Here is a 21,272-nt window from a genome sequence, read left to right on the forward strand (position 1 = left end):
ATATCCATGGTATCGTTTGGAATGATTGGAACGAACTTTATTAGTGATCGATTTATTGCCGCGGGCTCTATGCTTAATAATTTTGAGGTTACCGCTATTTGCTCTCGTTCGATGGAGACTGCAAATTCATTTGCGGACAAGCATAACATACCTCATCGCTTTACACAGGCAGAAGAAATGCTTGATAGTGGGCTAGTGAATGCACTGTACATTGCATCACCGACCAATTTGCATGCTCATTATGCGAAGCTTGCATTAGAGAGAGGCATTCACGTGCTTTGCGAAAAGCCAGTGACGTCGAATAGTCGAGAGCTGAGCGAGCTAATAAAGCTTGCACGCTCAAAGGGTATACTATTTATGGAGGCAATGAAATCAACGACCCTACCTGCCTTTAGACAAGCGGTGGAGCACTTGGAGGAAATCGGAACAGTACGTCGGTATTTTGCAAGCTTCTGTCAATACTCGTCGCGCTATGATGCTTACAAGCAAGGGACGGTGCTGAACGCATTTAAGCCGGAGTTTTCCAATGGTGCACTTATGGATATTGGGGTTTATTGCATCTATCCTGCTGTTGTGCTGTTTGGTAAGCCAAAAAAGATTGTCGCATCAGCCTACATGCTAGAATCAGGTGTTGATGGACAAGGCAGCATCATCTTATCGTATGATGGCTTTGATGCAGTTATCCAGTATTCTAAAATTAGCAGCTCGTACTTGCCGTTTGAGATTCAAGGTGAAGCGGGAGCACTTGTGCTTAACCGAGTAAGTGACCCAGATGAAATAACATTGAAGCTTCGCTCTGGAGAAACACGTGATTTATCTCAGCCTACAGTTGAACATGATATGTATTACGAGGTTGAACATTTTATATCACTCATTGAGCAGCAGAAGACAGAATCTCCGATTAACTCATTCGAGAACTCATCAATTACGATGGAAATTATGGATGAGGTACGTAAGCAAATTGGTCTTGTATATCCAGCAGATCTAGAGAAATAGTCATTTCCTTCATGTTTAAATAACGTAATAATAGTAAGAGGATGCTCTATGCAAAGCGGTCTATTGATCCGCGACATAGAGCATCCTCTTGTTCGTTTTTTACGGTCTAACTAGTCTTTAGATACGGTATATGGCAAAAGGCTCGCCATGCTTAAACTCTGAGCTTATAGCATCAAGTTCCTTAAGCACCTCTGCATTAAGCTTTAGATCGAGTGCCTTCATATTTTCCTCAAGCTGAGCAGGCTTAGTAGCGCCGACAATAACACTGCTTACAACTGGCTGGTGAAGCAGCCAAGCAATGGAAAGAACATTGGCCGTCGTGTTAAGCTCTTGGGCCAGTCGATGAACCTGCTTGCTAAGCGTTAACGTTTTTTCTTGCAGAAAACGGTTGAAGTTCGGATCTGTTTCTGCTCTCGAGCCTTCTGGTACTCCTTGTGCATATTTGCCGGTTAGAATGCCTCCTGCCAGCGGGAAATATGGAATAATACCTATTCCTTGATCTAAGCATAGTGGAATCAGTTCGCGCTCTGGTGTTCGATCTGCGAGTGAGTAGCTTGTCTGATGCGAGATATAGGAGCTTATACCGAGCTCTTTACTTATACTAAGTGCCTTCATCAGCTCCCATGCATAGTAGTTGGAGCAGCCGATATACCTTACCTTCCCAGCTTGAATAAAGTGCTCTAAGCATCGTAGTGTTTCCTCCAAGGGGGTGTCAGGATCGAAGGTATGTATTTGGAACAAGTCAACATAGTCGGTTTGCAGTCGTTTCAAGCTAGCATCAAGCTGCTGAGTAAGATGTCTGCGTGAAGAGCCACGGTCATATACGCCGCTACCAGTAGGCAAGCCAGCCTTCGTCGTCAGCACAACCTGCTCGCGTCTACCCTTTAGTGCCTCGCCAATTATAGTCTCTGAATGAGTACCAGCATAAATATTGGCAGTATCAATAAAGGTAACGCCGCGCTCCAGTGCGGCATCGATAATAGAAATAGAGGCTTCCCGGTCAGCTCGTTTACCGAATGCATTGGTGCCAAGTCCGATTGCTGATAGCTTTAAGCCACTTTTGCCTAAATGGTGATATTGCATGTGTATCATCCTCCTCTGTCGCGTGTGTGCATAATTATTACTACCTACTCTATTATGACATTCCGGGATCGAAGTTGAAAAGCTCGTTTCAAAAAGGTTATAATTTCTTAATTGAACGATAGGAGGGTAACACATGTTATTTGTAAGCAACGAACAGAATCATGACCCAGCGGTTAACCTAGCCTTAGAGGAATACATATTTAGACAGCTTCCAGAAAACAATTATTTATTATTTTATATCAATGAGCCTTCCATCATAATTGGCAAAAATCAAAACACGGTAGAGGAAATTAATGCAGAGTATGTGAAGGAGAACGGTATTCATATCGTCCGAAGAATGAGCGGTGGTGGAGCAGTCTATCACGATCTTGGCAATCTAAACTTTAGCTTTATTATGAAAGATGATGGCTCTTCCTTCCATAACTTTAAGAAGTTTACGGAGCCTGTTGTCGCTGCACTGAAGCAATTAGGTGTAGATGCAGAGCTTAGCGGCCGTAATGATATACAGGTTGGAGAGCGCAAAATTTCCGGTAATGCACAATTCCATTCACGCGGCAAAATTATTAGCCACGGCACACTTCTATTTCAGTCTGAGATGGATAAGGTTGCGAGTGCATTAAAAGTTAACGCGGAAAAATACGTATCCAAATCAACGAAGTCGGTTCGCAGCCGTGTAGCAAATATTAGTGAATTTTTAACGGAACCAATGACGATTGAACAGTTTAGATTGACTATTCTTCATTCTATCTTTGCAGGCAGCGAGCAGATCCCTACATATGAGCTGTCAGAGGAAGACTGGAAGAAGGTGCACCAGCTAGCCGATGAACGTTACCGCAGCTGGGAATGGAACTATGGTCGTTCACCGGAGTTTAATATGCAGCAGCGTAAGCGGATAGAAGGCGCAGGAACGTTCGATGTTCGATTAAATGTACAGGATGGCATCATTAAGGATGCTGCAATATTCGGGGACTTCTTTGGTCGTGGTGATCGTAATGAGGTCGCAGAAAAGCTTGTCGGCGTCCGTTATACAGAAGAGGCGCTTCGTGAAGTTTCTCAAGGAATTGACCTTACCTATTATTTCGGACCCATTACATTAGAGGATTGGATGAATCTATTATTTTAATAAGCAATATAATCTGTATCTAACCTATGGCTAATCAATGAGAGCTGACCGGTGTAATCACTGGATCAGCTCCTTTTTTATGTAAAAAATAAATATTTCGAGCGTTTACAACACATTTATACAAAATTTAACACACCATGCTATAATGACTACTATATATAGGACTTTAGGAGGAATGAGCTTGCTTAGAAGCCTGCAATCACGTTTAATTTTGATTTTATCCATTATTTTATTAGCTAGTGGAATTGGAATAAGCTATTACACGTATTCCACCTCTCAACGTGTTGTTATTGAATCAATTGGAAAGCAGGCACAGACCATTGCGAATGCAGCTGCTGAGTTAGTGGATTCAGTGCGTTATGAAGAGCTTAAAGAAGTCATGCAAATGAACGACTACTACAAAGAATTGCAGCAGCAGCTTTACCAGCTAAAGCAGAGCAATGGTCTAAAATATTTATATACGATGAGCCTTGCCGAGGATGGAAGCATATATTATGTTGTAGATGGCAGCGCTTTAGATCATAGTAGTGAAGACTTTTCTGCGCTAGGTGAGGTAGAGCAAGAGCTTGATGAGCTGGTGCAGCTTGCCTTCTCCAGTAAGCAACCACAATTAGGTGTTCTCGATTATGTTGAAGCGTACGGCGCAACCATATCGGCCTATACTCCAATTCTTAATGACGCAGGAGAGATGGTAGGTGTGATCGGAGCTGATTTTGATGCTACAGATATTTATGAGCATCTTGCTTCTAATCGTATAACGACGTTTGTTATTATTGCAGCGACATTAGTTCTGTCGATTATTCTTGTTTATGCCCTAACTAGATGGATGCTTGGTCCATTAAGAGCATTGCTTAAATCGATGAAGCTAGTACAGTCGGGAGACTTAACTGTACAGCTCTCAGACAACGGCAGTGATGAAATTGCGGCGTTGAGTAGAGCTTTTGCAGCTTTAACGTCCGAGCTTAGATCAACCTTAGTGAGATTGTCCGCTAGTCAAACGGTAATTAAACAGTCGATAACAACACTCTCTAGTAATGTTGTATCAGCAGACCGCTTAGGAGAGCAGCTATCACAGCATATCGAGCTGGCAGATAAACAGTTCAGTATACAGCATCAAGCTCAAGGCGAGACGACACAAGCGATGCGAGAGACTGCTTCCGGCATGACACATGTTACCGAGACAGCTGAGCGAATGCTGTTAGCAGCAAGTCATGCAACAGCATTATCTGTTTCCGGTAATGAGTCTATGGCTGAGCTTCAAGAGCAAATGGCAGAAATTCAGCAGTCCTCTAAAAAAGTGATGGAGGATTTATTAGCACTGCAAAATCTATCACAGGACATACAGGATATCGTTAATCTTATAAAGCAAATTGCAGCACAGACGAGTATGCTTGCACTGAATGCATCGATAGAAGCTGCACGCGCGGGTGAACAAGGAAGAGGCTTTAGTGTGGTTGCCCAGGAGGTACGGAAGCTAGCGGATCAATCCGATCAGGCAGCTACGCAGGTAGAGCAATTAATTGAGCACATGCTCTCTCTTTCAACAGGAGCGAACGAAGCATCGAGATTAAGTATTGAAGAAGTTGATACCGGAGTAACGGCTGTTTCGGCTGCAGGTGAGATCTTTAATCGGATTGGCAATGAGATAAACTCGGTTCAGCAGCAGGCAAGCCAGCTTTCAGCTACTTCACTTCAGATCAACACAAGCATCCACCAGCTTGATAAGCTTACTGAGGACGCTGCTCAGCTTTCTGATGAAGCGATGCATGCAACGAAAGAGGTTAAGAAAAACATTATGGTGCAGTACGATTCTGTACAACAAATGAAAGAAATGGCTGAACTGCTTAGTGAGCAGTCAGCTGAGCTCGAAGGTCTACTGTCTCGCTTTAAGTTAAGCTAGGCTTGATTACGATACAGCTAGGACTAAAAGATGTGTTCTTTTCCTTGCGATGCTATAATAGAGAGGGTATTTACTGATCATACTAACAGCGAAAGTATTGATCTGATTCAAAAGGAGATGTACATATGTCAACAAATTGGAAAGCACAGCTGCAAAAATATGCAAAGCTAATTGTGCAGGTAGGAGTTAATGTTCAAAAGGGACAGCCAGTGTTTTTAACAGGGGCTGTAGATCAGGCAGAGCTTGTTCGTTTAATTGCCGAGGAGGCGTATGCAGCGGGGGCAAGCAATGTTCATGTTGATTGGATTGATGATAAATTATCTCGACTTAAATATACGAATGCAGCAGAAGAAGTATTTAGTTATTTTCCAGACTGGGAAGCAGAAAAACGTAATGAGTTCGTTAATAATAACGGAGCGTTTATTTCTCTTGTATCGTCAAGCCCTGATCTACTGAAAGGCATCGACTCTAACCGTATCTCGGCATTCCAGAAGGCTTCTGGTACGAAGCTAGTAGATTTCAGACGTGCTATTCAGTCGGATAAGGTAAGCTGGACGGTTGTTGCAGCAGCAGGAGCGGACTGGGCTGAAAAGGTATTTCCTGAAGCTTCGGAGGATGAAGCAGTGGCCAAGCTATGGGACGCCATCTATAAAGCTGTTCGTCTAGATGCTGAAGATCCAATCGAAGCTTGGAAGCAGCATAACATTACGCTTCATGAGAAAGCAGTTGCGCTTAATAATTACCGCTTTAAGAAGCTTCATTATCGTGCGCCGGGAACGGATTTGTTCATCGAGCTTGATGATAAGCATGTTTGGGTATCGGCAGGTAGTGAAAATGAGCAAGGCCATATCTTCATGGCAAATATGCCGACTGAGGAAGTATTTACCGTTCCATATCGTGATGGAACGAATGGCTATGTTTCTAGTACGAAGCCGCTTAGCTACGGTGGTAATGTCATTGATGAATTTAAGATCACATTCGAAAATGGTCGTATTGTAAAATACGAGGCGAAGCAAGGTGAAGAATTTTTAGCAAAGCTAGTAGAAATCGATGAAGGCTCTCACTACTTAGGCGAGGTTGCGCTTGTGCCGCATCGTTCACCAATCTCACAATCAGGAGTTCTGTTCTTCAACACATTGTTTGATGAAAATGCTTCTAACCATCTTGCGATTGGCAGCGGATATGCCTTTAACATCGAAGGTGGTAAAACGATGAGCCCTGAGGAGCTTGCTGCTCATGGCGTAAACGAAAGTATTACGCACAATGACTTTATGATCGGTTCAGCCGAGATGGACATTGATGGAATTCAAGCGGACGGCACGGTTGTTCCTGTATTCCGTAATGGCGAGTGGGCGTTTTAAGTCAATGAAATAACAAAGATAATCGCTAACTTTGGGGGACGATATGACAACTGTCATATCGTCTTCCTTACGTTTATGACTTATAAATTTAGGGCTGTTTAGGATAAAATAAAGATATTACTTCGTTGTAGCAACTTCGCTTTGCTGCTGCGAACGTTAAGGAGAGAACCTTTATGAACGATCCTAGGCAGACACAACTTCGAAAAGAAATGAAAAAGTATGAAAAAACGACGTTAGCACTAAGCATTCGTCAATTATGTAATACATTAATACCGCTTGTTGGACTTTGGGTGGCAGCATACTACAGTTTATCCATCTCTTACTGGTTAACCTTACCTTTAGCACTTGCTGCAGGTATGTTTGTTGTCCGGACTTTTATTATTTTCCACGACTGCTGTCACGGGTCATTCTTTACTAATAAGAAAGCGAACGATATCGTTGGCATCATTACAGGAACAATTACACATGTACCTTATTTACAATGGAAAAATGAGCATTCGATTCATCACGCTACGAGCAGCAATCTTGATAAGCGAGGCGTTGGTGATCTTTGGATTATGACAGTACAGGAATATGCGGAAGCTTCAAGCTTCGGAAAGCTTTGCTACCGTTTATATCGAAATCCATTTGTCATGTTTGTGTTAGGACCATTCGCTGTATTCTTAGTGCAGTATCGTTTTAATCGTAAAGGTGCTCGCCGTAAGGAACGCCTGAATACGTATCTAATGAATGTTCTCATTGTTGCAATGTATGCGATTCTTATCCTGCTTGTAGGCTGGGAAGCTGTGCTTTTGATCCAGTTGCCATCCTTCTATATAGCAGGTGCGCTTGGCATATGGCTGTTCTATGTACAGCATCAATTCGAGGAATCTTACTTTGAGCATGATGAGCAGTGGAGCTATGTTCATGCAGCAGTAGAAGGCAGCTCGTACTACCGCCTTCCTAAGCCACTACAATGGTTAACGGGCAATATCGGCTTTCACCATGTGCATCATCTAAGCCCTAAGGTGCCTAACTATTACTTGGAACAGGCTCATGTTGAAACCCCGCCGTTGCATAAGGCAACAACGATTGGTATAAAAGAAAGCTTCTTGTCCCTAAAGGTTGCACTTTGGGATGAACAAACAAAGCGTTTTGTTAGCTTTAAGGAAGCGAAGAAACATGCAATAAAGAAGCAACGAATCCCAGCTTAAAAAGCATGACGTAACGTTAGAATGCCCTGATACCGCTAGGCGGCATCAGGGCATTTTAGAATACGATGGTCGTGTGAAAGCTGGCTATCTAAAAGAATAGATAAGTCAAATGTTCAAGGACTTATGGTACACTTAAATAAAACGATTCACATGCAAGGAGCGTTGCAATGGACAAGTGGTATCAAACGTTTCATAAGGGAACAGGCTTATCACCATATATTTGGCTAGTGTTTTGCATATTGCCCTTTTACTTTATATTCGGTTTATCTTCAACCGTCGAGGTTGTATCGGGGACAATTTTAATCATTGCATTCTTTGTGTTCTATTTGCTGGCCTTTTTATCTAAAGGCTGGCCGATCTATGTATGGACGAGTGCACAGCTCATTATTTCTATGATCATGACGGTCGTGTTCAGCTACGTTTATTTTTCCATCTTCCTCGCATTTTTTATTGGAAATATTAAAAATAAAGCTGGATTTTATACGCTGTACATTATACATCTCATTACAACGTTTGTAACGGTGAACTATGGTCTAGCTACACAGAAGCAAATCTTCTTTACGCAGTTTCCGTTTATTCTTATTTGTCTAGTCGTTGTCATATTGCTACCGTTTAACACCTATAATCAGAAGAAGCACGATCAGCTAGAGGGAGAGCTAGAGCATGCGAACAAGCGTATTGCGGAGCTGGTCAAGCTAGAGGAAAGACAGCGGATCTCTCGGGATTTGCATGATACCGTAGGTCAGAAGCTGTCACTAATTGGGCTTAAAAGTGATCTAGCAGGTAAGCTGTTGCATAAGGATTTGGATAAAGCCGAGAGGGAAATTAAAGATATTAGGCAAACGGCGCGCACGGCACTGAAGGAGGTTCGCGATCTCGTTACTAAAATGAGAGGGACCAGCTTGGAGGATGAAGTACACAATGTTCGCCAAATGCTAGCTGCAGCGCAGATCGAATTGGAGCTCGAGGGTGATCCCAAGCTGCATTCCACTGCATTGCTAGCAGAAAACGTACTGTGCATGTGCATGAAGGAAGCCGTCACTAATATTGTTAAGCATAGCAAGGCCACTCGCTGCCGTATTGCTATTATTGTAAGTGCGGATGAAGTTAGCCTGTTAATCGAGGATAACGGAATTGGCCTGAATGAAGCGAAGGATAGAACAAGTGGCAATGGGCTCCGTGGAATGAAGGAGCGGTTAGAATTTGTAAATGGCACACTCAAGATAACTGGTGCTGAGGGTACAAGCTTGAAAATTTCTGTACCCCATGCGGTTCGCCAGCCGATGAAGGAGTCGATAACATGATTAATATAGTTATAGCAGAGGATCAGCGTATGCTGCTCGGTGCCCTAGCATCATTAATTGATCTAGAAGACGATATGCAGGTCGTCGGGAAAGCATCGAATGGCGAAGAAGCATTACAGCTCGTAGAAGAGCTGAAGCCTGATATTTGTATTATGGATATAGAGATGCCGATCAAAAGTGGATTGGAAGCAGCAGAGGAACTAAAGGGAAGCTCGTGTAAGGTCATTATCTTGACGACGTTTGCCCGGGCAGGTTACTTTGAGCGGGCAATGAAGGCGGGAGTATACGGCTACTTGCTAAAGGATAGTCCATCGGAGGAGCTTGCCACATCCATACGCAGTGTAATGGACGGAAAACGTATCTATGATGCTGAGCTGATGGACGAAGCATACAGCGGCGGTGACAATCCGCTAACCGAGCGTGAGCAAGAGGTGCTTGGGCTAGTAGCAGACGGAAAAAATACGAAGGAAATTGCGAGTGAGCTATTTCTTTCAACAGGAACCGTTCGTAATTATATTTCTACTATACTCGAGAAGCTCGGTGTCAGTAATCGAATCGAAGCAATTACACGCTTTAAGGAAAAAGGCTGGTTTAAATAATAGGTAATACAGAGGGAGCTCAAGGTCAGTACCAAGACCATTGAGGCTCCCTCTTTTTTCTTTAAATGCGAATAATTTGGAAAATAAGATTGACATGAATAGAATGATGTACTATAGTTAGCTACATAAGTAACTAACCAATCAACTGATGAACCAAAGTATTAGTTAAAGTAACGTAGGCACTGTTCTGGATGATTCATTGAGATCATTACATAGACAAGAAGCTGAAACATCAACGATGCATGCTATGCTTCATATAAGCGATTGAAACAAGGAGTGAAACGAATGTGAACATTATATTAGAAGGCGATAAGCCAATTTTTCAGCAGATTAAGGAACAGATTGAAGATGCGATTATTGACGGCTTTCTTATGGCGGAGGAGCGAATTCCTTCAATTAATGAGTTTGCTAAGGAATATCAAATCAACCCTGCTACAGCGAATAAGGGTGTAAATGAACTAGTGGACCGCGGGATTATTTATAAAAAAAGAGGTGTCGGCATGTTTGTCAGTTCTGATGCGAGAAAAATTTTAATCGAGGAGCGGAAGCAAAGCTTTGAGTCGAGCTACCTCAATCCATTGATTAGTGAAGCAGAGCGCTTAGGCATTACGTTAGAAGAACTTATCGATATGATCGGGAGGAAAAAGTAATGAATATTAAGGTAAGCCAGTTGACAAAGCAGTATCGCAACCGCAAGGTGCTGGATGAGGTTAGCTTTAATTTACAGGGACCTGCCATTATTGGGTTTCTTGGTCACAACGGAGCGGGAAAGACTAGCTTTCTTAATATGCTGGCTGGGCTCGTTGCTCCAAGCTCTGGCACGATTGAAGTCGAGGGAGAGCCGGTATTTAATAATGGCGAGTTAATGAAGCAGGTTTGCTTTATAGCTGAGACAGGGAACTTTCCGTTGCATGTATCGATCGGGCAAGTGTTGACGCTGAATAAGCTCTTTTTCCCAAATTGGAACGAGGAGCTAGCGGAAGAGCTGCTAGAGCAATTTTCACTTCGTAAAAAAGATAAAATTAAAAATATGTCTAAAGGAATGGTGTCTGCACTAGGTATTATTACAGGCTTAGCTAGCGGCGCGCCTATTACCATTTTCGACGAGCCTTATATCGGCATGGATGCATCTGGCCGTCAGTTGTTTTATGAGCTGTTAGTTGAACAGCATGCGCTAGAGCCTAGAACCTTCATCCTGTCTACACATCTGATCGATGAAGCAAGTAATTTGTTCGAGGATGTGTTAATTATGCATGAAGGAAAGGTGCTTGTGCACCAGCCATACGAAGATATTCAAACGAATATCGTGAAGGCGAAAGGAAGACAAGAGGAGCTGGAAGCGTATATTGGCAGCAGTAAAGTGATTCATCGCAGTAAATTTATGAATGAGCATACAGCCGTAATTATGCATGAGAATGTGCCTGCTGCTGCACCGGCTTCATTAAAGCTTGAATCGATTAAGCTTCAAGAGCTTATGGTACTACTTAGCAAGAACAAGAGAAGGGAGATTGGATAATGAACCAGATCAAAGGTGGACTATACACACTGTTCCTAAGCTACAAGCGAGACTTTTATATATTTACGGCAATTAATACGATGTTTCTATTCCTATCACTTATTATGGGGATGCTATTTCCTGATATAACAATAATGACGATCGGAATTGTGATGGTCCTTATCTTTACATTTATTATTTCCATGAAATTATTAGATCGTTCACTCGCTATTCTGCTTCGCTATGGCTTGAATCGTTCACGTTATATCGCAGTGACTGGTGGCTTTATGCTGTTATGGTCACTAGCTAATGCGGCCGTATTGTTCATTATTAATGCCTTGCTGCTGTTTTTTACTAAGCAGTTCGATGTAACTTCCGTCACCGTACCTCGACTGACCATGCTTTACGATAACAGCTTGTCACTTGTTGTAAATTACGTGATGGATGCTTCTGCGATCTTTATGCTAGCTATGGCAGGCATGCTTACGAGTGTAATTTTCTATCGCTTTGGATCGATTGGTGGATATAGTTTCTTTGGCGTTATTCTGGCGCTACTGTTCATCGGAGTACCTCTTAAGTGGTACGGTCCACTAGTAGATGGACTTCTATCTTGGAATGCAGCATTGTTTGTTGTTGCGATGCTAGCTATAGCAGTCGCTGTACTAGCAATTGTATGGCTATTGACGCGTCGTGTTTCAACTGTATCTGCAAATGTGTAGCAGTACACGCTACAATCAGAAAGCATGACGAAAAAACCTTCAGGTATCTCTGGACTGCTTCTATCAAGTAGATAGGGGCAGCTCCCTTACATGAGACGACCTGAAGGTTTTTATTTATGCTATTGCTCGTTATTAGGCTGCTGCGTTTCTTCTTCCATTTGCTTATCTATAGGTGCTATTGTGGTGCTTGTGCTAGTCTCTGGCGCTTGATGGGTAGACTGCTCCTGCGTCAGCTTCGTATCGTTAGCGGCATGCTCAACGGCAGGTATAGCTTTTACTGGCTTTGCAGCTTCCTTCTCAAAGTGCTTCCTCATCTCAGCTAGTTTACGAGGGTCTTCAGTCTCAATCCGCTCTCTCACAAAACGTGCAACGTAGTTCTCCCATGTTGCTTCAAGCTTTTGCGCGCGCAGCATGCGTACTGAATTTTTAATTGCACGGCGCTCCTTAGCATTCGTATACGTATCTACGAAAAATTGCTTGCGTTCAAAGTCCAAGTGAGAATAAATGGCCCGGAATATTTGAGCAGTCATGAGTGCGTCATCAAGCGCACGATGCGCTTGGCCAGAGCCTTCAAGCTCTAGCATTTCAAGAGCACCTTCTACACTTACATCATTGCTTAAGCCTTTATATCGTGTAAAACCCTTCAGTAGATCAAAATAAGGCGTAGTCATCCAATACTGATCGCTTAGCTTGTGCATGCGTGTATCCAGAATGATGCGCTTAAAATCCTCCCCGCCCCACGTAATGAACATGAGCTCATCGGAAGCAGAAAGCCAATGAAGAAAGCTTTTGCTGACCGTAGGAAAACGATCTGCGCGGTCAATTTCCTCTTGTGGTATACCGGTTTTTTTCTGAATAAAGCTATTTAATTTAGAAAAATAGACTGGCCTAATAAAAGCGGTAAATGTATCCAGTTGCTCTAGCTTGCTATTCAGGCGAACAGCACCAATCTCTATCACTTCCATAGGGAGCTCGCTAGCGAATTTGCGCCCGTTAAACTCTATGTCAAGTACAATATAGTCCAAGATGTGTAACCTCCGTTATCAGCTTGCCCATTCATTTTAGCAGAAACTGAGCACAATGCGTTAGCTTTCCTTTTAAACCTAGTTTCGTATATACTATATAAGTTGTTGTTTTTGCTTTGTTTTAAGTATGAAAGGGAGGACTCACACGTTATGTCTGAGATGTTGGAATGGTTAAAATATTTAATACTAGGGATGATTCAAGGCTTTACAGAGCCGATCCCAATTTCCTCTAGTGGTCATTTAATTATTGCACAAAACTTGCTAGGAATGGAGCAGCACGGTTTATCGTTTGAAATTATGACGAATACTGCTTCGCTTATCGCTATCCTATTTATTTATCGAGAAGTCATCACCCGATTAGTTAAAAATGGGTTTGGTTATGTGAAAACAAAAGAAACTCAATATAAGTCAGACTTTAATTTTATTCTATATATTATTATCGGCTCGATTCCAGCTGGTGTTATCGGTGTATTGTTCAAGGATAAGATTGAAGAGATTTTCTCAACGTCGCTAACGACTGTTGCTATTGCCTTGCTCGTTACAGGTGTAGCGCTTTGGCTCATCCGTAATTTTCGCGGTGTGAAGCGAGATGGCGATCTGTCCGTTAAGGATGCTATTCTTGTTGGTTTAGCTCAAGCTGTAGCGCTTATACCGGGTATTAGCCGCTCTGGTTCAACCGTTATCGCTTCCATTGCAACGGGAATGAAGCAGGATACGGCATTGCGTTATTCCTTTATGCTGTATATTCCAGTTAGTGTAGGCGGTGTTGTGCTTGGCTTATCCGATATCATTTCTGATCCTGAGCTGCAAGCACTTTGGCTGCCATACTTAATCTCATTTGTCACAAGCCTTGTCGTTACTTATTTTTCGATGCGCTGGTTTATGGGTATTATGGAAAAAGGAAATTTACACTACTTTTCCTATTATTGCTTTCTTGTCGGAGCCTTAATCCTTATTTTTATGTAAAATCTATAAAATGATAATTTGTGAACCTACAGTTCAAATTTTAAGTAAGTTGCTCAACCCCTCGATCAGCGTCCTTCATCATGAAGGACGCTGATCGAGGGGTTGAGCTTCGCTGTAGTACTTACTAATAAACGAAAAGGGGAGCTAACAATTGGAGATTGCGATTAGTAAGAAGAAGCGTCTTGGTATTGCTGCGATTTTAGGTTCGCTGTCTGCACTAGGCCCTTTATCCATTGACATGTATTTACCTGCTTTTCCTCAGCTCGCAGAAGAGCTTAACGCTACAGCTTCATTAACCCAGCTTAGCTTAACAGCCTGCCTTGTCGGTATGGCAATAGGGCAGCTCGTTATCGGCCCAATTAGTGATGTAAAGGGCAGAAGAAGGCCTTTACTTATCGGTATGCTGGTCTATACGCTCGTTTCGTTGCTTTGCATTCTGTCATCATCCATTTGGGGCTTTATACTGCTGCGCTTTGTTCAAGGCTTTGCAGGTGCAGCAGGACTTGTTATATCGCGTGCAAGTGTTAGGGATTTGTATTCTGGACCTGAGCTTATTCGGTTTATGGCTACTTTGATGGTGATCAATGGGGCAGCACCAATTCTAGCGCCTGTTATCGGTGGGGAAATCATAGGTTGGTTTGGCTGGCAAGGAGTATTCGGTGCACTGTCAATATTCGGTATTATTATGCTTATTGGGATTTATACCTCACTCGAAGAAACGCTGCCACAGGAGAGAAGATCAAGCGGTGGATTAAAGCAGACACTGAATACATTTCGATTGCTGCTCAAGGATCCGAGCTTTATGGGCTTTGTTCTGACGCAAGGCTTTATTATGGCTTCGATGTTCGCGTATATATCCGGCTCGTCATTCGTGCTACAGCAGCTATATGAGCTTAGCGTACGTGAATACAGCTTCGTATTTGGTATAAATGGACTTGGCATTGTAGCGCTTGGACAAGTAGCTGGTCGTCTTGCTCATCGAATACCTGGCAAAACGATGCTTGTGACAGGACTGCTGTATAGTCTTTCGGGTGCAATCATTATGGTGTCGACGATACTGCTGCAGGGACCACTTGCTATTATTCTTGTAGGATTATTTATGGTTATTTCAAGCGTCGGCTTAATTAATACGACAGCCAATTCTTTGGCACTAGAGGAGCAAGGTGCACGAGCAGGCAGTGCTTCTGCCATGCTTGGCATGGCATCATTTGCTTTTGGAGGCCTAATTGCACCACTTGTCGGTCTCGGTGGAGTGGACTCCGCTCTTCCAATGGCATCGATTATGATGGTGATGGTCTGCTGCTCATTGCTCGCATTTATGCTATTAACGAGAAAACGATTGCAATAGATGCCTATAAGGCATGAATACCCTTTCAAGCAAGCATTGCTCTGCTCTAGTAAAACGTATATAATTTTGGTAGTTATACGTGATAAGGGGAGAAGCAGATTGATGAAAAAGCTAAACGTGCTGCAGCAGCTAACTGAAGCTGGAGTGGTCGCTGTATTGCGAGCAGATTCTGCAGAAGAAGTTGTACGTATGGCTGAATATGCCATTGAAGGCGGTATTAAAGCCATTGAGATTACGATGACAGTTCCACACGCATTGAAGGCAATTGAAGAGCTCAGCGGTAAATACCGTTGTGACGTAGATCCTTCTGATGCTAGATTTGCTATTATCGGCGTAGGGACGGTGCTTGACCCTGAGACAGCGCGAGCTGCGATAATGGCTGGTGCTGAATATGTTGTAGCGCCTGCGCTAAACCCGGATACGGTCAAGCTGTGCAATCGCTATTGCATTCCATGCTTACCTGGTGTAATGACAATTCAAGAGATTCAGTCTGCGTTAGAGCTAGGTGTAGACATTGTGAAGCTATTCCCGGGTAATTTGTATTCTCCAAGTGTAATTTCAGCGGTTAAAGGTCCGCTACCACAAGCAAATATGATGCCAACTGGCGGTGTATCCCTTGCTAATCTGAAGGAATGGATACAAGCGGGCGCAGTTGCGGTAGGTATTGGCTCAGACTTGACGAAGGATGCCGTTAAAACAGGTAACTTCGAGTTAATCAAGGAAAAGTCAGCTGCATACATGCAAGCGTATCGTGAAGCGAAGGGGCTATAATTTACTGCGCTCACTCCGTAACAGGATGGGCGCAGACGTTTAAGTGGACGTTCAAAAAATCCTTTGATCACGATGTAATGCTGTTCTACATCGAACCTGAGCATTTTGAACACTTACTTTACGTTTAAGTTGTAAAGGACAAGTCTATAAGCCGTACAAGGTTGATGTACATTGTCGTCGACCGAACGATAACATAGTAAAGGGGAATGTTGTAATGGAATACCGTATTGAACGTGATACTATGGGTGAAATTCAAGTTCCAGCAGATAAGCTATGGGGAGCACAGACACAGCGTAGCCTACAAAACTTCAAGATCAGTGGTGAAAAGATGCCGCTTGAGGTTGTTTATGGAATGGCTATCGTGAAGAAGGCATCAGCGTTAGCTAATCAGCGTCTTGGTGTGCTTGATGCGGACAAGGCGGCCGTTATCGGTGAAGCGGTAGATGAGATTTTGGCTGGCCGATGGGATGATCAATTTCCATTAGTCGTATGGCAAACAGGCAGCGGCACACAGACGAATATGAATGTGAACGAGGTCGTTGCGCATCGTGCGAATCAGCTGCTTGCTGAGCGCGGCAGTGAGCTGCGCATTCATCCTAACGATGATGTGAATCGCTCTCAAAGCTCTAATGATACATTCCCTGCTGCGATGCATATTGCTGGTGTTATCGCTGTGGAGGATCGTTTATTGCCAGCGATTGATGTGTTGAATAAAACGCTGAAAGCAAAAATAGAGGCATTCGATCACATTGTAAAGATTGGACGTACGCATCTGCAGGATGCAACGCCAATTACGCTCGGTCAAGAGATTAGCGGTTGGTCTGCTATGCTTGATAAGTCACGTGATATGATCGAATATAGCGTAAACAGCATGCGAGAGCTTGCTCTAGGCGGTACAGCTGTAGGGACAGGCTTGAACGCTCATCCAGATTATGCGGTTGCGGTTGCTGAGGAAGTGACGAAGCTGACTGGCAAATCATTCGTTACTGCGAGCAACAAGTTCCATTCCTTAACGAGTCATGACCAAATGGTTTATACGCATGGTGCGATCAAGGCACTTGCTGCGGACTTAATGAAGATTGCGAACGATGTACGCTGGCTAGCTAGCGGTCCACGCTGTGGTATTGGTGAAATTACAATTCCTGAGAATGAGCCGGGCAGCTCCATTATGCCAGGTAAGGTGAATCCTACGCAAAGTGAAGCGATGACGATGGCAGTATGCCAGGTTATTGGTAATGATACAGCGATCGGAGTGGCAGCGAGCCAAGGTAACTTTGAGCTTAACGTATTTAAGCCAGTTATTCTGTACAACTTCCTGCAATCCGTAGCACTTCTAGCGGATTCTATGATTTCATTCAATGATAATTGTGCGGTTGGCATTGAGCCGAATCTTGCAGTGATTGAACGCAATCTGGATCAGTCGCTAATGCTAGTTACTGCGTTAAATCCGCATATCGGCTATGAAAATGCTGCTAAAATCGCTAAAACTGCACACAAGCAAGGCACAACGTTGAAGGAAGCAGCGGTTGCTAGCGGGCTGCTAACAGCAGAACAGTTTGATGAGTGGGTACGCCCGGAGAATATGATCGGCCGCAAGTAGGCTTCTCGCCTTGAGTTGATCGTAGTGTCGTAGTGTAATGAATTATGAACGGGTATGTTAATTAAGCAGGTGGAGCAAAATGATTCGTCATTTTGTACCATCTGCTTTTTTGTTTGCTCTAGTGTTTATGGGTGGCGGATGTTCAAGGATACAGATGAGAACGGCATGCATGTATTGGAGTCGAAGCAGATTGATGGAGTGAGTGAAGTAGCGCTCGTCGTGGCTGGTTTTAACGTGCTTGGTTTTAAGTGCTAGAATTTAAAGTGACTGGTTTAACGCTCCGAGCGCGGTTTTATGTGAAAAACCATATAAAGGTGAGTGGAATGGTGTGCGTCGTGCCATTTTATGTGAAATATCATATAAAAGTGAGTAAAGTGACAGGGAAGGTGCTTGTTTTATATGAAAAACCATATAAAAGTGAGTTAAGTGGCGCGTTAGGTACCTGATTTATGTGAAAAATCATATAAAAGTGAGCGGAGTGGTGCGTTAGCCGCCTTTTTTATATGAAATATCATACAAAAGTGGGTAAAGTGGCGCTGAAGTTCCTGGTTAATATGAAAAACCACACAAAAGCGAGTAAAGTAATGTGGTTAGTGCCTCGTTTATGTGAAATATCATACAAAAGCATGTGATGTGTTGCGCATCGCCTAGGTTTTATATGAAATATCATACAAAAGCATGTGATGTGTTGCGCATCGTCTAGGTTTTGTATGAAAAACCACACAAAAGTGAGTAAAGTGGAGAGGTAGGAGCCAGTTTCATATGAATAACCATACAAAAACCAAGTCAAGTGGCATGTGAGCGCCAGCACTAGCCGTAAAGCGCAATTCAATTCATGCTTGAGATCAGCAGGGGATTTAAGAGGTCGAAGAAGTACGCGTAGTGGTACGGAAAGTGTTCGCTAAGAAGCACGCGAAGTGGTACAGGAAGAGGTCGCGAAAAAGTACACGAAGAAGTACGTGAAGAGGTCGCGAGGTAGAAGTACGCGAAGAAGTACGTGAAGATGTACACCCTGTGCACTTAACAGCGCATTTGCTCATACTCTCCCAGCCAGCCTCTCATACGCCTTACTACATTACACTGAAATGTACGGACCTCATCTACTATGCTAAAATAGACTAGGACGAATAAAGTGAAAAGTAGGTACGCATATGCATTTATTATCTGTTGAACATATATCGAAAAGCTATGGAGAAAAGGTACTATTCGAGGACGTAAGCTTCGGAGTAGAGGAAGGCCAAAAGATCGGAATTATCGGCGTGAACGGAACAGGGAAATCAACCTTGTTGAAGGTTATTGCTGGGATCGAGCCTGCTGATGAAGGAAAAGTCAGTATTGCTAATCACGCGGTTATTCGCATGCTAACGCAGGATCCACAATTCAAGGAAAGCGAGACTGCACTAGAGCATGTACTCGGAGGAGATTCGCCGCAATTCCAGGCTTATACGAAGTATCATGAGGCGATGGAGCTCGTTGAGCTTAATCCGATGAATGAAGCAGCCCAGCAGCAGCTGATTGAAGCAAATGCACGGATGGATGAACTTGATGCTTGGAAGCTTGAAAGTGAAGCAAAGCAAGCTTTGAATAAGCTAGGCATTACAGAATGGGATAAGCCTGTTGCTCACATGTCGGGAGGGCAACGCAAGCGTGTCGCGATGGCAGCCGCACTTGTGCTACCGTCAGACATCTTAATATTGGATGAGCCCACGAACCACATCGATAATGAATCGGTTCAATGGCTGGAGAGCATGCTTCAGAAGCGACGTGGTGCATTACTTATGATTACGCATGATCGTTATTTTCTTGATCGTGTAAGCAATCGCATACTTGAGCTGGATCAGGGAAGAGCATTTTTCTATGAAGCGAACTATAGTAAGTTTTTGGAGCTGAAGATCGACCGCGAGGATCGGGAGGCTGCAGCTGAATCAAAACGTCAAAACCTGCTGCGTAATGAGCTGGCTTGGATTCGACGTGGAGCAAAAGCTCGCACAACGAAGCAAAAAGCGCGCATTGAACGGTTCGAAAAGCTACAGGCAGCAGCGCCCAAGGAAGGCAATGGGAAGATTGAGCTTTCAGTAGCATCAACGCGTCTCGGAAGAAAAATTGTTGAGATAGAGAACGTCAGCAAGAGCTATGGCGAGCGTCAGCTTATTCAAGATTTTAGCTATATCGCAACGCCTGGTGACCGTGTCGGTATTGTAGGACGAAATGGTGCTGGGAAATCTACACTGCTTAAAATGATCGGCGGCAGGCTAGAGCCAGACACAGGACGCATTGAGCTGGGAATGACCGTTAAGTTAGGGTGGTTCTCGCAGGAGCGCGAGGAAATGAATGAAAGCTTGCGTGTGTCTGAATATATTCGTGAAACAGCCGAGCAGGTTAAAACAGCTGATGGTACAACGATATCAGCTCGTCAGATGCTAGAACGCTTTCTGTTCAATTCGACCATGCAATGGACACCCATCTCCAAGCTCTCTGGAGGAGAAAAACGACGGCTTCAGCTGCTTCGAGTTTTGATGGAAGCACCGAATGTGCTTCTGCTGGACGAGCCGACGAATGATCTAGATATTGCTACACTGACAATTTTGGAGGATTATTTGGATGATTTTCCTGGCGTCGTGTTTGTTGTATCCCATGATCGATATTTCCTAGATCGTACGGTAGAGAAGATCATCGCATTTGAAGATAATGGAGAACAAGTTGTCCATACGGGGAATTATTCGGATTATGCGGAGTATGCAGCGAGTCGTGAGAAGACTAGTAAAGACAACAACCGTGGCTTGTCGAGCAGCAGTGCAGGAGCAAGTAAAGCTGAATCAGCTGAGTCTGAGGCTAAGAAGACTCGTCAACCGGAGCGTCAGCTGAAGATGTCCTATAAGGATCAGCGTGATTATGAGCACATCGAAGATTGGATAATGGAGGCTGAGCAGGAGCTAGAAGAGATAGCGGCACAGATGGAGAAAAATGCATCATCTGCTGGTATGCTAATTGAGCTCACCGAAAAACAACAGGCTGCAGAGCAAAAGCTAGAGCAGTTGATGGATCGCTGGACCGAGCTAAATGAGCTAGCAGAGCAAATCGAAGCTCAGAAGAAGGGATGACAAGCATGAGAGTAGGAAACATTTATTGTGTGGGACGGAATTATCGCCTGCATGCTTTAGAGCTTGGTAATGAGGTACCCTCGTCTCCAATGATTTTTACAAAGCCGACGCATGCTCTAAGGCAGATGAATGGGCAGGAAATCGTCATTCCGAAGGATCGTGGCGAAGTCCATCATGAACTGGAGCTAGTGCTAAAAATTGGAGAGGGCTACTCATCCGGCATGACGCTTGAGCAAGCCGTTGATGCCTTCACTCTAGGGCTCGATTTAACACTGAGAGATGTGCAGTCTCAGCTTAAGCAGAAGGGTCACCCTTGGCTTGCTGCCAAAGGATTTAAAGGAGCTGCAACGATTGGCGAATGGTTGCCGTTTAAGTCAGCTGAAGAGATTGAGCAGGGTGAGTTTAAGCTGCTGCGTAATGATGAGCTAGCACAGATTGGCCAGCCGAAGGATATGATCTTTAGCTGTAATGAGCTGATTCGTTTTATCGATGAGCAATATGGCTTAGGTGCCGGTGATTTAATCTATACAGGCACGCCAGCTGGAGTTGCCGCACTGCATCCTAGCGATCAACTGCAGTGCTATTGGAATGGCGAGCTGCTTGGAAGCTGTACAATTAAATAGTTTCCCAAAAACATCATCATTAATCGTTAAATTTCTAAAGACCGTTGCTATTGGGGCGGTCTATT

The 21,272-nt window shown here is 43.7% G+C and carries 18 protein-coding genes; 16 read left to right on the forward strand and 2 right to left on the reverse strand.

The genetic code is table 11. The features are described 5' to 3' along the window. The first annotated feature begins 6 nt into the window (after positions 1 to 6). Entirely contained in the window at positions 7 to 996 is a 990-nt protein-coding gene (locus tag M3180_RS20955; RefSeq protein WP_251671116.1) for a Gfo/Idh/MocA family protein, read from the forward strand. Positions 997 to 1,113: 117 nt separating this feature from the next. On the opposite strand, the gene M3180_RS20960 is transcribed toward M3180_RS20955, so the two are convergent. After that, the gene (locus tag M3180_RS20960; RefSeq protein ID WP_251671118.1) at positions 1,114 to 2,079 is read right to left on the reverse strand and encodes an aldo/keto reductase; all 966 of its coding nucleotides are present in this window, start codon (positions 2,077 to 2,079) and stop codon (positions 1,114 to 1,116) included. 133 nt (positions 2,080 to 2,212) lie between these two features. Between M3180_RS20960 and lplA the strand changes: the two genes are divergently transcribed. The 9 genes from lplA to M3180_RS21005 all read left to right on the forward strand — a co-directional run bounded on the left by lplA (position 2,213) and on the right by M3180_RS21005 (position 11,773). After that, positions 2,213 to 3,202 (forward strand): lipoate--protein ligase, encoded by a 990-nt coding sequence (gene lplA, locus M3180_RS20965; protein WP_251671120.1) that lies wholly within the window; start codon positions 2,213 to 2,215, stop codon positions 3,200 to 3,202. Between the two features lie 181 nt (positions 3,203 to 3,383). Then, the gene (locus tag M3180_RS20970; RefSeq protein ID WP_251671122.1) at positions 3,384 to 5,102 is read left to right on the forward strand and encodes a methyl-accepting chemotaxis protein; all 1,719 of its coding nucleotides are present in this window, start codon (positions 3,384 to 3,386) and stop codon (positions 5,100 to 5,102) included. Positions 5,103 to 5,227: 125 nt separating this feature from the next. Continuing rightward, entirely contained in the window at positions 5,228 to 6,463 is a 1,236-nt protein-coding gene (locus tag M3180_RS20975) for an aminopeptidase (protein ID WP_251671124.1), read from the forward strand. 173 nt (positions 6,464 to 6,636) lie between these two features. Then, the gene (desA, locus tag M3180_RS20980) at positions 6,637 to 7,656 is read left to right on the forward strand and encodes a Delta(5) desaturase DesA (protein ID WP_251671126.1); all 1,020 of its coding nucleotides are present in this window, start codon (positions 6,637 to 6,639) and stop codon (positions 7,654 to 7,656) included. Between the two features lie 167 nt (positions 7,657 to 7,823). Beyond that, positions 7,824 to 8,960 carry a sensor histidine kinase gene (locus M3180_RS20985; protein WP_251671128.1) on the forward strand — a complete coding sequence of 379 codons (1,137 nt, stop codon included), beginning with the start codon at positions 7,824 to 7,826 and terminating at the stop codon, positions 8,958 to 8,960. Next, complete coding sequence (locus M3180_RS20990) at positions 8,957 to 9,559, forward strand: response regulator transcription factor (RefSeq protein ID WP_251671130.1); 603 nt, start codon at positions 8,957 to 8,959, stop codon at positions 9,557 to 9,559. Before M3180_RS20985 ends, M3180_RS20990 begins: the two co-directional genes overlap by 4 nt. Positions 9,560 to 9,846: 287 nt before the next feature. After that, complete coding sequence (locus M3180_RS20995) at positions 9,847 to 10,209, forward strand: GntR family transcriptional regulator (RefSeq protein ID WP_251671139.1); 363 nt, start codon at positions 9,847 to 9,849, stop codon at positions 10,207 to 10,209. After that, positions 10,209 to 11,075: an ATP-binding cassette domain-containing protein gene (locus M3180_RS21000; protein ID WP_251671141.1), complete on the forward strand. Its 867-nt coding sequence runs from the start codon at positions 10,209 to 10,211 to the stop codon at positions 11,073 to 11,075. Before M3180_RS20995 ends, M3180_RS21000 begins: the two co-directional genes overlap by 1 nt. After that, positions 11,075 to 11,773 (forward strand): hypothetical protein, encoded by a 699-nt coding sequence (locus tag M3180_RS21005; protein WP_251671143.1) that lies wholly within the window; start codon positions 11,075 to 11,077, stop codon positions 11,771 to 11,773. The genes M3180_RS21000 and M3180_RS21005 overlap by 1 nt, the downstream gene beginning before the upstream one ends. 119 nt (positions 11,774 to 11,892) lie before the next feature. Here M3180_RS21005 and M3180_RS21010 read toward each other — a convergent pair whose 3' ends face one another. Then, positions 11,893 to 12,798 (reverse strand): 3'-5' exonuclease, encoded by a 906-nt coding sequence (locus M3180_RS21010; RefSeq protein ID WP_251671145.1) that lies wholly within the window; start codon positions 12,796 to 12,798, stop codon positions 11,893 to 11,895. 150 nt (positions 12,799 to 12,948) lie between these two features. Between M3180_RS21010 and M3180_RS21015 the strand changes: the two genes are divergently transcribed. The 6 genes from M3180_RS21015 to M3180_RS21040 all read left to right on the forward strand — a co-directional run bounded on the left by M3180_RS21015 (position 12,949) and on the right by M3180_RS21040 (position 21,207). Further along, a complete protein-coding gene (locus M3180_RS21015; protein WP_251671147.1) occupies positions 12,949 to 13,764 on the forward strand; it encodes an undecaprenyl-diphosphate phosphatase in 816 nt (271 codons plus the stop codon). 151 nt (positions 13,765 to 13,915) lie between these two features. Continuing rightward, positions 13,916 to 15,112 carry a multidrug effflux MFS transporter gene (locus tag M3180_RS21020; protein WP_251671149.1) on the forward strand — a complete coding sequence of 399 codons (1,197 nt, stop codon included), beginning with the start codon at positions 13,916 to 13,918 and terminating at the stop codon, positions 15,110 to 15,112. A 102-nt stretch (positions 15,113 to 15,214) separates the two neighbouring features. Next, positions 15,215 to 15,883: a bifunctional 2-keto-4-hydroxyglutarate aldolase/2-keto-3-deoxy-6-phosphogluconate aldolase gene (locus tag M3180_RS21025; protein ID WP_251671151.1), complete on the forward strand. Its 669-nt coding sequence runs from the start codon at positions 15,215 to 15,217 to the stop codon at positions 15,881 to 15,883. 214 nt (positions 15,884 to 16,097) lie between these two features. Then, the gene (gene fumC, locus M3180_RS21030; RefSeq protein WP_251671152.1) at positions 16,098 to 17,483 is read left to right on the forward strand and encodes a class II fumarate hydratase; all 1,386 of its coding nucleotides are present in this window, start codon (positions 16,098 to 16,100) and stop codon (positions 17,481 to 17,483) included. A 1,151-nt stretch (positions 17,484 to 18,634) separates the two neighbouring features. Continuing rightward, complete coding sequence (locus tag M3180_RS21035) at positions 18,635 to 20,584, forward strand: ABC-F family ATP-binding cassette domain-containing protein (protein WP_251671154.1); 1,950 nt, start codon at positions 18,635 to 18,637, stop codon at positions 20,582 to 20,584. Positions 20,585 to 20,589: 5 nt separating this feature from the next. Beyond that, the gene (locus M3180_RS21040) at positions 20,590 to 21,207 is read left to right on the forward strand and encodes a fumarylacetoacetate hydrolase family protein (RefSeq protein ID WP_251671156.1); all 618 of its coding nucleotides are present in this window, start codon (positions 20,590 to 20,592) and stop codon (positions 21,205 to 21,207) included. The last annotated feature ends 65 nt before the right edge of the window (positions 21,208 to 21,272 follow it).

The organism is Paenibacillus camelliae, from assembly GCF_023715345.1.
Classification (GTDB): domain Bacteria; phylum Bacillota; class Bacilli; order Paenibacillales; family Paenibacillaceae; genus Pristimantibacillus; species Pristimantibacillus camelliae.

Bases quoted from the DNA above. Each gene is read 5' to 3' on its own strand.
- M3180_RS20955 (WP_251671116.1), top strand. From the start codon at position 7: ATGGTATCGTTTGGAATGATTGGAACGAACTTTATTAGTGATCGATTT.
- M3180_RS20960 (WP_251671118.1), bottom strand. From the start codon at position 2,079: ATGCAATATCACCATTTAGGCAAAAGTGGCTTAAAGCTATCAGCAATC.
- lplA (WP_251671120.1), top strand. From the start codon at position 2,213: ATGTTATTTGTAAGCAACGAACAGAATCATGACCCAGCGGTTAACCTA.
- M3180_RS20975 (WP_251671124.1), top strand. From the start codon at position 5,228: ATGTCAACAAATTGGAAAGCACAGCTGCAAAAATATGCAAAGCTAATT.
- desA (WP_251671126.1), top strand. From the start codon at position 6,637: ATGAACGATCCTAGGCAGACACAACTTCGAAAAGAAATGAAAAAGTAT.
- M3180_RS20985 (WP_251671128.1), top strand. From the start codon at position 7,824: ATGGACAAGTGGTATCAAACGTTTCATAAGGGAACAGGCTTATCACCA.
- M3180_RS20990 (WP_251671130.1), top strand. From the start codon at position 8,957: ATGATTAATATAGTTATAGCAGAGGATCAGCGTATGCTGCTCGGTGCC.
- M3180_RS21000 (WP_251671141.1), top strand. From the start codon at position 10,209: ATGAATATTAAGGTAAGCCAGTTGACAAAGCAGTATCGCAACCGCAAG.
- M3180_RS21005 (WP_251671143.1), top strand. From the start codon at position 11,075: ATGAACCAGATCAAAGGTGGACTATACACACTGTTCCTAAGCTACAAG.
- M3180_RS21015 (WP_251671147.1), top strand. From the start codon at position 12,949: ATGTCTGAGATGTTGGAATGGTTAAAATATTTAATACTAGGGATGATT.
- M3180_RS21025 (WP_251671151.1), top strand. From the start codon at position 15,215: ATGAAAAAGCTAAACGTGCTGCAGCAGCTAACTGAAGCTGGAGTGGTC.
- fumC (WP_251671152.1), top strand. From the start codon at position 16,098: ATGGAATACCGTATTGAACGTGATACTATGGGTGAAATTCAAGTTCCA.
- M3180_RS21035 (WP_251671154.1), top strand. From the start codon at position 18,635: ATGCATTTATTATCTGTTGAACATATATCGAAAAGCTATGGAGAAAAG.
- M3180_RS21040 (WP_251671156.1), top strand. From the start codon at position 20,590: ATGAGAGTAGGAAACATTTATTGTGTGGGACGGAATTATCGCCTGCAT.